At 61.5% G+C, this 12,562-nt stretch carries 9 protein-coding genes and 1 pseudogene; 8 read left to right on the top strand and 2 right to left on the bottom strand.

What is annotated here, in order from left to right; translation table 11 throughout:
* Positions 1-132 precede the first annotated feature (132 nt).
* Positions 133-1,788: pseudogene (locus AB7D48_RS07975) on the top strand (transglutaminase family protein); the annotation flags it as partial.
* Positions 1,781-2,005, top strand: coding sequence for a hypothetical protein (locus AB7D48_RS07970; RefSeq protein ID WP_427977427.1), 225 nt, complete (start codon positions 1,781-1,783; stop codon positions 2,003-2,005). The pseudogene AB7D48_RS07975 and the gene AB7D48_RS07970, both read left to right, overlap by 8 nt.
* A gap of 47 nt (positions 2,006-2,052) precedes the next feature.
* Here AB7D48_RS07970 and gltX read toward each other — a convergent pair whose 3' ends face one another.
* Complete coding sequence (gene gltX, locus AB7D48_RS07965; RefSeq protein ID WP_427977425.1) at positions 2,053-3,447, bottom strand: glutamate--tRNA ligase; 1,395 nt, start codon at positions 3,445-3,447, stop codon at positions 2,053-2,055.
* Between the two features lie 79 nt (positions 3,448-3,526).
* Here gltX and AB7D48_RS07960 point away from each other — a divergent pair, with 79 nt between their 5' ends.
* Both AB7D48_RS07960 and AB7D48_RS07955 read left to right on the top strand, forming a co-directional pair.
* On the top strand, positions 3,527-5,530 hold the full coding sequence (locus AB7D48_RS07960) for a ComEC/Rec2 family competence protein (RefSeq protein WP_427977423.1): 2,004 nt from the start codon (positions 3,527-3,529) through the stop codon (positions 5,528-5,530).
* Positions 5,531-5,566: 36 nt separating this feature from the next.
* Complete coding sequence (locus AB7D48_RS07955; protein WP_427977420.1) at positions 5,567-7,678, top strand: GumC family protein; 2,112 nt, start codon at positions 5,567-5,569, stop codon at positions 7,676-7,678.
* 47 nt (positions 7,679-7,725) lie between these two features.
* Here the strand turns inward: AB7D48_RS07955 and AB7D48_RS07950 are convergent, their stop codons facing one another.
* The gene (locus AB7D48_RS07950) at positions 7,726-8,727 is read right to left on the bottom strand and encodes an acyltransferase family protein (protein ID WP_427977417.1); all 1,002 of its coding nucleotides are present in this window, start codon (positions 8,725-8,727) and stop codon (positions 7,726-7,728) included.
* A gap of 62 nt (positions 8,728-8,789) precedes the next feature.
* Between AB7D48_RS07950 and AB7D48_RS07945 the strand changes: the two genes are divergently transcribed.
* Genes AB7D48_RS07945 through fumC form a run of 4 tightly spaced genes read left to right on the top strand, consistent with a single transcriptional unit; the run spans position 8,790 to position 12,445 of the window.
* Positions 8,790-9,989, top strand: a complete 1,200-nt coding sequence (locus AB7D48_RS07945) for an outer membrane beta-barrel protein (protein WP_427977414.1) — start codon at positions 8,790-8,792, stop codon at positions 9,987-9,989.
* On the top strand, positions 9,986-10,717 hold the full coding sequence (locus AB7D48_RS07940) for a WecB/TagA/CpsF family glycosyltransferase (RefSeq protein ID WP_427977412.1): 732 nt from the start codon (positions 9,986-9,988) through the stop codon (positions 10,715-10,717). The genes AB7D48_RS07945 and AB7D48_RS07940 overlap by 4 nt, the downstream gene beginning before the upstream one ends.
* A gap of 49 nt (positions 10,718-10,766) precedes the next feature.
* Positions 10,767-11,042 carry a hypothetical protein gene (locus tag AB7D48_RS07935; protein ID WP_427977439.1) on the top strand — a complete coding sequence of 92 codons (276 nt, stop codon included), beginning with the start codon at positions 10,767-10,769 and terminating at the stop codon, positions 11,040-11,042.
* Entirely contained in the window at positions 11,042-12,445 is a 1,404-nt protein-coding gene (gene fumC, locus AB7D48_RS07930) for a class II fumarate hydratase (RefSeq protein ID WP_427977409.1), read from the top strand. The genes AB7D48_RS07935 and fumC overlap by 1 nt, the downstream gene beginning before the upstream one ends.
* Positions 12,446-12,562 lie beyond the last annotated feature (117 nt).

Here is a 12,562-nt window from a genome sequence, read left to right as displayed (position 1 = left end):
CTTCGAACCCGCACCCTCTGGGTGATCCATCAAACGCGCCCCTCACGGCCATCAACACCATGATTTATATCGGAAATATTGAGATCCTGACAGCAAAATCAGCGATTTACTTGGGGAATGTGGGATGAAACCGATCCTTTCGCCCCCAAGACAGCTTTGCCGCGCCGGGATGCGTTTCAGTTTGTCCGTTACCGCCATGGCATGGGCGAGGGGCCGGGTGCCATCGAGAATTTCCGCCCCGTGCCGCAAAGCCTGCCCGTGGTGGGGCATGAGGAGCCGGGCGTGGTTCGCACCGCGCTCTGCGTGGAAGCCCGCGATGGCAAGATCCATATTTTCTACCCGCCGCTTTACGATGCGGAAGATTGGCTTGAACTGACCGCCGCCATTGAGGCCACCGCCGCGGAATTCAATCGCAAAGTGGTGTTGGAAGGCTATTTGCCACCCGAGGATGAGCGGGTTGTGAATTTCTCCGTCACACCCGACCCGGGTGTGATCGAGTGCAATATTCCAGCCTCCACCAACTGGGCACAGCTCGTGGAGCGTAGCGGCCAACTTTATGAGGCCGCGCGCGAGGTTGGGTTGGCCGCCGAAAAATTCATGATGGATGGCCGCCATGTCGGCACGGGCGGTGGCAATCATGTGGTGATGGGAGCCAGCGCCGCCACGGATTCACCGTTTTTGCGCAGGCCGGATCTGCTGAAATCGATGCTCGGTTTTTGGCATAATCATCCGAGCCTGTCTTTCCTGTTCTCCGGCCTGTTCATCGGCCCCTCCTCGCAGCATCCGCGTATCGACGAGGCGCGGGAGGATTCCATCAACGAACTGGAGATCGCCTTCCGCCAGGTGAGCCGCCGGACGCAAACCCCGCCCTGGCTGGTCGACAGGCTGTTTCGCAATATTCTTTGCGACATGACCGGTAATGGCCACCGCACGGAATTCTGCATCGATAAGATGTATTCGCCGGATAGTGCATCCGGGCGGCGCGGGTTGGTGGAATTCCGGGCCTTTGAAATGCCACCGCATCAGGAAATGTCTTCTGCCCAAGTGCTGCTGATGCGTTCGGCCGTCGCCGCCTTCTGGGAACGGCCTTACGAACGCCGCCTGATTCGCTGGGGAACCCGCCTGCATGATGAATTTCTGCTGCCGCATTATTGCGAGGAGGATTTCAAGGACTCGCTGGAGGAACTTGCCGCTTACGGTTTTCCGCTGGATGCGGCGTGGTTCGCCCCGCATCTTGAATTCCGGTTTCCCAAGCTGGGCGATGTCGCGGTGCGCGACATGCGGCTGGAACTCCGCCACGCGCTGGAACCCTGGCATGTTCTGGGCGAGGAACAGAATTCCGGCGGTACCGCCCGTTATGTGGATAGTTCGGCCGAGCGGCTGCAAGTGAAGGTGAGTGGCTGGGTGGATGAGCGTTATGTTCTGGCCTGTAACGGTGCCGCCATGCCGGTGCAGCGGACCCAGACCCAGGGTGAATATGTTGCCGGGGTGCGCTTCAAGGCCTGGCAGCCATATTCCGCCCTGCACCCCACCATCGGCGCGCAAACCCCCCTGGTTTTCGACGTATACGATACCTGGACGGGCCGTTCCATTGGCGGCATGACCCATCATGTCGCGCATCCCGGCGGTCGGGCCTATGAGGATTTCCCCGTGAATTCAAACGCCGCCGAGGCACGCCGGCGCTCCCGCTTCTGGCCTTTCGGCCATACACCGGGGCCAAGCCCGCAGCCACTTCCGGTGGAGGGGCCAGAATATCCGCGCTGTCTGGATTTGCGCCGTTATGCTTAAATCAGTCCTCTACCGCCTGCGCCAGTTCCTTGCCGCCGACGTGACGGCGGCGTTGGACCGGTTGCAGGCCGAGCTTCAGGCCACGCGCGCTGAAAACACGGCCTTGCGCCGGGAACTCGCCGCCCGTGAGGAAAAGGAAAACGCCTTGGCTAAACAGATGGAAGCGGCCTTGCTCACCATCGCCCTCAATCACAGGGAGGCCGCCCAATCATCTTGACCCCTGGCCTGCGCGCCTTTCGCCAAGCGGTGACAATTTCTGCGGGTTTAGGCTGTTACGGCTAGGATACGCTTCAAGGCCTCATCCTTCCCGAGCGCAATCAGCGTGCTGTCAATTCCCGGGCTCATCGTGCTGCCGGTCAGCGCGGCGCGCAGCGGCTGGGCGACTTGGCCGAGCTTACGCCCTTCGGCCTCGGCAAAGGCACGTAGAGTGCTATCGATTGCCTCGGCGGTGAAGCTTGTGCCTTCCAACAAGCTTGCGAGACGTGCCAGCATTTCCTTGTTTTCCAGCGTCAACAAGGCCGTTGCCTTCGGCTCGAAGGGCAGGGGCACATTCCGGCTCAGGAACGCGGCGGAGTTCGCGAGTTCTTCCAGCGTTTTCGCGCGTTCCTTCAATCCGGGCATCAGGGTCAGGATGCGCTGCATCGCCGCGGTGTCCACGGTGATGCCGGTTTTGGCCAAGCGTTCCACCACATCGTCGCGCAACCGGGTATCGTCGGCCTGGCGCAGCCACATGCCGTTGAGATGTGTCAATTTGGTATAATCCATGCGGCTCGCCGCGCGGCCAACACCTTCAAGGGTGAAAAGCCGGATCTGCTCTTCACGGCTCAGGAATTCCGCATCGCCATGGCCCCAGCCCAGGCGCAGCAGGTAATTGCACAGGGCTTCGGGCAGAAATCCCTGTTCGCGGAATTCCAGAATGCTCACCGCGCCATGGCGTTTGGAGAGCTTGGCCCCGTCCGCGCCATGGATCAACGGGATATGCGCGAATTCAGGCCGCTCCCACCCCAAGGCATCATAAATTTGAATCTGACGGAAAGTGTTGGTGAGGTGGTCGTCGCCACGTATGACATGGGTAATGCCCATGTCGTGGTCGTCCACCACAACGGCGTGCAGATAGGTGGGTGTACCATCCGAGCGCAGGATGATCATGTCATCCATTTCCGCGTTTTTAACCTTCACTTCGCCCTGCACCAGGTCGTTCAGCACGACCTCGCCCTCACGAGGGGCTTTGAGGCGGATCGCGGGTTTGACCCCCGCGGGCGCTTGGGAGGGGGCACGGTCGCGCCAAGTGCCATCGTAACGGGGCGGGCGTTTCTCGGCCATCGCCCGCTCGCGCATGGCCTGCAACTCTTCAGAAGAACAATAGCAGCGATAGGCCTTACCCTGCTCCAGCAATTGCATGGCCACTTCCACATGCCGTGCCTCGCGGCTGGTCTGGTATATGGGCGGCTCGTCGGCCCGCAGGCCTAACCAGTCCAGCCCGTCCAGGATCACCTGCACGGCCTCCTGAGTGGAGCGCGCGCGATCCGTATCTTCGATGCGCAACACGAACTCACCGCCATGATGCCGGGCAAAGAGATAATTGAAGAGCGCGGTCCGGGCACCGCCAATATGCAGCAGGCCGGTGGGGGAAGGGGCGAAGCGGGTGCGGATTTTCATGGCCCGCCTGTTACTCTTTTGCGCCGAATTGTGCCAGCGCGCGGAAAAGGTTAACGTCTTTTAACAACCGGAGGTAGTGTTGCCGTCAGGCTGGTTCGCGCGTTGGGTGGAGGCTGAACAAGGGCGCTTCTTCCTGCTGCTGCCCATCGCCATGGGGGCGGCGATCCTGATCTATTTTGCGCTGCCGGCGGAGCCGCCGGCCTGGTTGGGTATTTTGCTCATCGCTGTTTCCGGTTTGGCCCTGGCGGTGGGCTGGCGGCATTCATACTGGCGGTTTTTGGCTTGTCTTGCCTTGGCGGCCTCGCTTGGCTTCGCGCGGGCGGAATGGCGCACGGCCTCCATGCCGCCCTTGGTGGCCGTGCCGCATGGCGTCTCCAGCCTTTCAGGCTTTGTGGCGCGGGTTGAGCCGCTGCCAAGTGGGGCGCGCGTGCTGCTGCGCGCTCCGCGCATCGCGTATGGCCCAACCTTGCGCCGCTTCGTGCGGATCAAGCTGAAGCGGGGAGACGCATTGCCAGAAGCCGGGGCGTTGGTGAAATGCTACGCCCTGCTTTTCGCGCCGGACCGCCCAGCCTATCCCGGTGGTTGGGATCAAGGACGTGATTATTATTTCGCCAACATCGCCGCTGTCGGTGCCGCGCTAACACCGCTGAGGCTCATCCGTCCGGCGCCGCATAATCGTCTGGGGGATGCGCTGCAGGCCCTGAGGGGCAAGATCTCCCATGCTTTGTTACAAGCCTTGCCGATTTCCACCGGATCGATCGCCGTCACATTGCTCACCGGGGATGAACAGATCATTCCACCGGATGAGCGGCAAAATTTTATCCTCTCCGGCCTTGCCCATATTCTCGCCGTGGCGGGGTTGCATGTGGGCATCGTGATGGGGCTGGTGTTTTTCAGCGCGCGTTTTCTGCTCTCGCGCAGCACCTGGGTGGCTTTGCACTGGCCAGGCAAGCCCATTGCCGCGGTGCTGGCCCTGGCTGGTGGCGCTGGCTATGCGCTGCTCACCGGCGCGCATTTGCCGATTTTGCGCAGTTTGGCCATGGCCAGTCTGGTGACGCTGGGGGTTCTGATCGGGCGAAAGGCTATTTCCATGCGCGGGCTGGCCATTGCCGCGATGGTGCTGATGCTCGCCACGCCATCGGCCATTCTCTCCGCCAGCTTCCAGATGAGTTTTTCCGCCGTGGCCGCGCTCATCGCGGGGTATGCGGCCGTGCATCCAGTCTGGTCGCGCTTTCATGCCTCTCGCGGTGCCGGCGGAGCGGTGCTGATGCATGTGGCGGAACTGGCCTTCACCAGCTTGTTGGCGGGCGGAGCGTCCATGCCGTTTTCAGCCTATCAGTTCCAGCAGATCGAACCATATTGGATTCCAGCCAATCTCATCGCCGTGCCACTCACCGCCTTCTGGATTATGCCTTGGGGATTGGCGGGGCTCGCCTTGTTGCCCGTGCATTTGTCTTGGCTGGCCTTCCGGCCCATGGGTTGGGGGATTGGCGTGATTGTATGGGTGACACGGCACATCGCCACTTGGCCGAAGGCGCTGATGCCCATCGCGCCGATGTCCGGCCTATCCATCTTGCTGATCGCCATTGGTTTGGCGTGGTTGTGCATCTGGCGCTCACGCGTCAGGCTGGCGGGTATTGCGTTGATGGCGGCCGGGTTTGGAGCGGCAGCTCTGAACCGGCCGCCCGATATACTGATTTCGGCGGATGCCAAGCTGATCGCCATGCGTGATGGGAGCAAAATCTTCCTGGCCGAACAACCAAAAGCAAGCAAGTTCATCCTGGAGCAATGGCGGAGCGTGTGGGCGGGACATCAGCTTATTCCGGCGCAATGCAGCGCCGATACCTGCCGTTTAGGCATGATTCTCTATGCGGATAGTCCGGTGAAGACTTGTCAGGGGGCGGCCGTGCTGGTGTCTCCCATCGATCAGCCCGGCTGCGCGGGGACGGTTGTGCTGGACCCGGCGGCAACGGCCAAGGATGGCGCAATCTCGGCCTGGATCAGCCATTCAGGCGTCATCTTGAGGAGCGACCGCCAGCAACAAGGCAAACGCCCCTGGGTTGAACCGTACACACAACCATAGATTGTTAAATTCGTAATTTTTGGTTAATCTTTTCCCATGAGCCTCGCGCTTCCCAGCCTTGAGATCGCACCGCCTAAGCCGCTGGTCGAACAGCTTCTGGTGCTGCGCCGTCATTGGTGGTTGGTTTTGGGCTGCACCATCGCCGTACCGCTGTTCGCCGCGATGGTTCTACTGGCGTTGCCCGTCAACTACAGGGCAACGGGGGTCGTGCTATATGACCCGGCCAGCACACGTTTACCCGGCACCGCCGCGCCAGGCGGGGCGGAAAACATCCTCGATCAGGATACGGTCATTGCCAGCCAAGGCGCCATCATCGCGTCTTTGCCCGCCGCCGGAGAAATCGTCGGTCAATTGAACCTTCTGCAGGCTCCCGCCTTCAACAAGCTCGCGCGGGGGCGGGTGTTTCCTTTCTCCCTGCTGGGGGCGCGGGCCAAGCCTTCCGCCACCGCCTTGGCCGAGGAAGTCCAGCGCCGTCTCTCCATTTCTGTCGCGCCAGGGTCTCGTGTCATTTCGGTTTCCTTTGTGGCGCCTTCGCCGCGACTGGCCGCCGATGCCGCGAATCTGGCGATGCGGCTTTATCTGGATCATGAGCGCGATGTTTCCTTTAAATCTCTAACGGACGCGCAGGATTGGCTGGAGGCGCATTCGGCCATCGTCCAGAAACAACTCGACGACACGGAAATCGCCCTGGCCAAGGCGCGGGCTCAGGCGGGGGTGGTTCAGGGCGCGCAGGGGACGCTGACAACGGAAACCGCGAGCCGTCTGGCCGCCTCGCTGGTGGAGGCGCGGGCTTCCTTGGCAATGGCGCGGGCAAGGCTGGATGCGGCCACCCAGGCCGGAGGCGATGCCGCGGCCGCCAATGCCGCCATTGCCCCCAATTTATTGCCGTTGCGCAAGCAGCAGGCGGACCTGGCCGCACAGGAGAAATCCCTGGCGAGCGAGTACGGCAAGGATTATCCGCCCTTGGTCACGGCTCGCGCCCAGCTTGCGGCCGTCACCTCACAGATCGATGCGGAAGCGGCGCGTGAAATGGAGGCAGCCCGGGCTGAGGTCGCGGCGGATCAGGCGCAGGTGGCGACCTTGCAATCCGCACTGGACCAGGCGCGCGCGCAAAGCCAGACGGAGGATGAAGAGGCCGCGCCAGTCCGCGCCCTGGCGGAGCGGGCGGCCGCTGGGCGTGACATGCTGCGCGCGATCACCCTGCAGGCTGGGCAATTGGCGCAGGATGCCTCCCTGATCAGGCCAGATGCACGGATTCTTTCCGCCGCGGCTCCCCCGGCGCATCCGGTTTCGCGTCATGTACCGTTGGTTCTGTGCGCTTCGCTGGTTCTGGGGCTGTGCCTGGGGGTGCTGCTGGCGGGGTTAAGGGAAGCGCTGGATACCTCTGTGCGCTCCGGCGAGGCCTTGCGCGGTGAGTTTGGGTTGATCTGTCACGCGCTATTGCCGGAAACGGTCAACCCCGCCGAGGCGGCACTGGTTGCTCCGTTCTCCCTCTATGCCGAACAATTGCGCGCGTTGCGGACGGGGCTGGGGTTGGGGGAGGGGGGCTGCAAAATTCTCGCGGTGACCGCCGCCCGTCCGGAAGAAGGCAAGACAACCCTGTGCATCGCCCTGGCCCGGGCCCTGGCCGTGGCGGGGATGAATATATTGGCCATTGATGGCGATATCCGCCAACCCAGCTTCAACAAGATATTCAACAAGGCTGGTGCGCCAGGGCTTGCGGATCATTTGTCCGGGCAGGCGCTGTTGGAAACCTGCCTGACACGCGACAGCCTAACCACCCTTGAGATTCTGCCCGCGGGAACACGCAACCGCGATACGCTGAACCTGCTTTTGTCCCCGGCATTGCCGGCCTTGCTTGCCTCGCTGCGAGGGCGTTACGACCTGATTCTGCTTGATGCGCCGCCCGCTTTCGCGTTGGCGGAAGGGCGGGTGCTCGCACGCCTGGCCGATGCCGCCTTGCTCTGCATCCGGTGGGGGCACACACCGCGTCATGTGGTGCGTGGCGCCATGACCTTGTTGCACGAAGCCGGAGCGGTCATCGCCGGAGCTGTGCTCACGCGTGTCGACCCCAAGGTGCATGGCCGTTCTGGCCATGCGGACGCTGAGTTTTACGCGCCGCGATATGGCCGATATTTCTCGAAATGAGGAAGATGGCTTGGCTGGAAATGGACGCAAGCCGGCAATAAAGCCGCTCACCTCGTCATCCGGTCGAGTGCCGGCAGATGTTTGAAGCCATAGCGCTTGATGGCGATCGGTCCCCATAGCCCGGCGGCCATTAACGCCGGGGCAAAAAACAGAAAATGGGCTCCATCCCAGGGCATCAGGCGCAGCATCATGCCCTTGGCGAGGCCGATACAGATTGTGTTGCCAAGATAGATCATGAAGCTGTAGCGGCCGAGCGCCCGCAACGATCCGTATATTCCATGGCGCTCCAGCCATCGCGCCAAACCGTGCAAGGCGGGCATGGATAAAGCGCCCAACGGCAGCAGCAAGATTTTTTGCTCATCGCCCCGGCCCCAGAGTGCCACGCCGGTCAAACCGGCTAGGAATAGGGCAAGGGCGAAAGGCCAAAACCGGTCCATCCTTGCGTCCCATTCGCGGCTGGCAAACCCCGCCATGGCGCCCAGCAGGAAGAATGGCGCATATGTGAACACGCGATCAGCATAGAGATAAGCTGGGACTGGCACCCAGAAAAGGCAAAGCGAGGCGACCAGGAGCCAGGGCAAGCGTCTGGCTTGCCCGTCCAAAAACCAGAGCGTGGCCATGGTGAGTATGAACAGCACGAACAAATACCAGATCGAGAGGGCGGGGCTTGCCGCGCTATGCCAGAACAGACCGGTTAGTCCGGCCCAGACATCCGGTGGCACGTTATCGACGAATAGAAAATGCGCGGCCGTCAATTTGCCAGCCAGCACCAGCAGGCCGAGCCCGAAAAAAGGCAACAGCAATCTCAGCGCCCGTTCTTGCATCGCACGGCGCCAGGAGGCGCGGCCCCGGTTCAAAAACCCGGAATAGACCGCCACCAATCCGCTCAGATACAGAAAGAAAGGCATATGAAACGCATAGACCGCGCGGCGCAGCGGTTCGTACCAATGAAGATTTTGCGGATCCTGCCGCGCCACGAGGTGCCCGAACACGACAAACAGAATGGCGAGCCCCTTGGCTATGTCGATGTCATTGCGGCGCTGCGGCACAATTCTCAACCTTCAGTTGAGAATTCATTAACATTTTTCCACCGAAAATGATATGCGGTGGCGTGTTTCGCCGCTATTCCTTCGTTATTCTTCTGACCATGATCGTGCCGCCTTGCGCGCGGGCGCAATTATTGGACGATCTGTTGCCAAGCGAGGTTCCCGGCTATGCGCAAGCCCCAACCTCTTGGCGGATGGAGCGGCGCGTGGCGGCCCAGGATGCCACGGGGCTAGAATATGATGGGCTGGCATTCGCCCCAGCCCTGTCTTTGTCGGGTGGGTATGACAGTGCTCCGAATGGAAGTGCCGGGTCCTCCCTGCTTGACGTCGCGCCGCGCATTCTGGTCACGGACGCCGCCGCCGGGTTCGGTCTTTATGCCGGTCTGGATCAGACAGCTTATCAATGGAACAGCGCGCAGAACCAATTCAACGCCGCAGTGGCGGGGGGTGAGCAATTGCGCTTGCCGCGTGAGACCGTGACGGTGTCAGCCGCCTATCTGCGTGCCGAGGAAACGGATTTTTCACTCGGCGCGGTCGGGTTTTCCAAACCCGAACCGTTCACGCTGAAAGATGTCCGGGTCAGCAATGACATTGCCCTGGGGCAGCTCAGCATCACACCGCGCTTTTCCGCCAGTTTTTATAATTTTCAGGATTTACCCTGGCAGGATAGAACAGATCTGCGCGCTGGCTTGACCTTGCATTACGATAACGGCGCCCCTCTTTCCTATGTCGCGGCGTTGCGCGTGGGGCGTGGCAGTGGGCAAATTCTGTTTCAGGATGCCTGCAATTACGCCATTCTCGCCGGTTTGCAGGACAAGGCCGACGGACTCTGGACGCTCGCCATCCTTGCCGGTGGCGCTTGGCGAGTCCCACGCCAAGGGCCCGGGCTCAGCGCGCCGGTCATGGAGGCGCGCTTGGATTGGGCGCCTTCCCGGTTGGAGATGCTGCATCTCAACCTTGCTCGCGAGATCGACGACCCTGACAGGCTCGGCGCCATGCCTTACACATTGACCCAGGCGAAACTGACTCTGCTTCACGGTGGGGTGAGGGGGCTGAGCGCCGTGGCCAAGGCTGAAATCTCCAATGCCGATTACATTTATTCCCCCCTGAACGAGACGCTGATGAGCGGCATCGCCGAGTTGAAATGGCGTATGAGCCCCTTCCTGGCCCTGGAGGGGCGTTATCGGTTCAATGACCGGCAATCCAACCAACTCGGCGCCGCGAATGAGCATGTGATCACGCTGGGACTGGACTGGACGCCATGAAGCTGTTCGGCCTCTCATTCGAGACAGCCTCCCTGGAAGATACGCGAGACCGTCTGCTCACCCGTTCGCGGGATGCGCCCTTTGCCTATGTGGTGACACCCAATGCCGACCATCTGGACCGGTTAGCCCGTGACCCGGCGCTGCGGCCGGTATACGATGCGGCGTTGCTGCGGTTGTTCGATTCACGCTGCCTTGCCAACATGCTCAGACTGCTGGGGCGTGAGGCCCCCACCGTGGTGACGGGCGCGGACCTCACGGTGGCGCTCTTGTCATGCCTTGACGGTGAGCGTGTCGCCATCATCGGGTTGGGCGAGACGGAGATGGCGGCGCTGGGTCGGAATTATCCCGGCATTGACTTCATCCATCACGAACCGCCGATGGGGATGCTGTGCAATGAGAAGGCTTTTGCCGCTGCCCTGCGGTTTGTAAGGCAGAGCGGTGCCGCCTTTACATTCTTCGCCATTGGGTCTCCGGCGCAGGAGCGCCTTGCCCACGCGGTAGGAAGCGAGGCCAGGGGCATTGGCCTTTGTATTGGCGCGGCGCTGACATTCGCCGCCGGCACCCGGCGCCGCGCCCCGCCATGGATGCGCCGGGCCGGGCTGGAATGGTCGTACCGCCTGCTGCATGAGCCCAGACGCCTGGCCGGGCGTTATCTATGGCGCGGTCCGCGTATATTTGCGCTCCTGCTGATGCAAGCCGCTGGCATTCGCACGGAATCCGGCCAATAATATTCGTAAACCTCTATATATCCAGTTTGGAGAACCGGATTTGGATTTTGTGGCTCCTGAGCGCCGCCGTGGCGGCGATGAGTCTCTCTGGGCGGTTGTGGCTGTGATCGACCGGGTGATCCGCATCGCCGAGGTCTTTCCCAGCCGGGCCCTGGCGTTGAAGGATCAGGCGTGGCGCGAAGCTCAGGTCCGCGCTTATGCGGCGTTTCTTGAAAGAACCGACCAACCAGCCCCACGTTATATGATTAGGCCGATCCGCCGCACGGATCTGCCCCGCCGGTGGAAACCGCTACCGGCATTGGGATTTTTACATGGGAATTGGTGATGTCGGAAAAACGGATCGAACATGACGCGCTGGGCGATGTCCAGGTGCCGGCCAGCCGCCTTTGGGGCGCGCAGACACAAAGAAGCCTGGAGAATTTCAGGATCGGCCGGGCGCGCTATGTCTGGGGGCGTGGCGTGGTGCGTGGGCTCGGTATTCTCAAAAAAGCCTGCGCCCAGGCCAATGCGGTGCTGGGGCAATTGCCGGATGACACAACAAGGCTGATCGTGGCGGCCGCGCAAGAGGTGATCGACGGCAAATGGGACGATGAGTTCCCCCTCGTCGTGTTCCAGACCGGTTCGGGAACACAGAGCAACATGAATGCCAACGAGGTCATTTCCAACCGCGCCATCCAGATGGCTGGCGGCACGGTGGGCAGTAAAACCCCCGTCCATCCAAATGACGATGTGAATCATAGCCAGTCTTCCAACGATACCTTTCCCACGGTGATGCATATCGCGGCGGTGGAAGCGGTTGTCTCGCGGCTGCTGCCCGTGGTCATGCAACTGGCCGACCTGCTCCGGGCGAAAAGCCTCGCTTATGAAGACGTGGTGATGACCGGGCGCACCCATTTGCAGGATGCGACACCGGTAACGTTGGGGCAGGTGATTTCCGGCTGGCAGGCCCAGCTTGAACAGGCCTTGGCGCAGCTCAAAGCCTCGCTCGATGGGTTGTATGAACTGGCGATCGGCGGCACGGCGGTTGGCACGGGGTTGAACGCGCATCCGAATTTTGGTGCCACGGTGGCCGCCTTCGTGGCGGAGGAGACGGGGTATCCCTTTGTCACCGCGCCGAACAAATTCGCGGCCTTGTCCGCGCATGACGCGTTGGTGGCTTCATCGGGAGCGTTGCGCGTGCTGGCGGGGGCCGCCATGAAGATCGCCAATGACGTGCGCTGGTACGCTTCCGGCCCGCGCACGGGCATCGGTGAGCTCTTGATCCCGGAGAATGAGCCAGGGTCTTCGATCATGCCGGGAAAGATCAACCCGACCCAATGCGAGGCGCTGACCATGGTGGCCGTTCAGGTTTTCGGTAACGACCATGCGGTGGCCTTCGGCGGCTCTCAAGGCAATTTTCAGCTCAATGTCTTCAAGCCGGTGATGCTCAGCAACTATCTGGATTCCGTCCATATATTGGCGGATGCGCTGGATAGTTTCCGGGTTCATTGCGCTGAGGGCATCGCACCCGCCCTGGGCCGGATCGAGGAAAATCTGGCCAATAACCTGATGCTCGTCACCGCGCTCAACCCGCATATCGGCTATTCGAAGGCCGCTGAAATCGCGCTGAAGGCGCATCGCGAAGGTCTGACATTACGAGAGGCCGCCTTGGCCAGCGGCACGCTGACGGCCGCGCAGTTCGATGAATGGGTTGACCCCAAGGCAATGACGGCGCCGCTGGCCGTGTAGCAGGCCCGCTTTGCGAGTTGAGGCTAGTGTATGCTAGGATAACAAGGAGCTTGGTTGCGCGCGTTGGCGTGACAACCGGACGCTTGAAGGCGTCTTTCATGGGCTGAACTGGATTGC

Source organism: Acidocella sp., from assembly GCF_050253495.1.
Taxonomy (GTDB): Bacteria; Pseudomonadota; Alphaproteobacteria; order Acetobacterales; family Acetobacteraceae; genus Acidocella.
The sequence above is the reverse complement of the archived record's forward strand: the minus strand, read 5'-3'. Positions and strand labels throughout refer to the sequence as shown.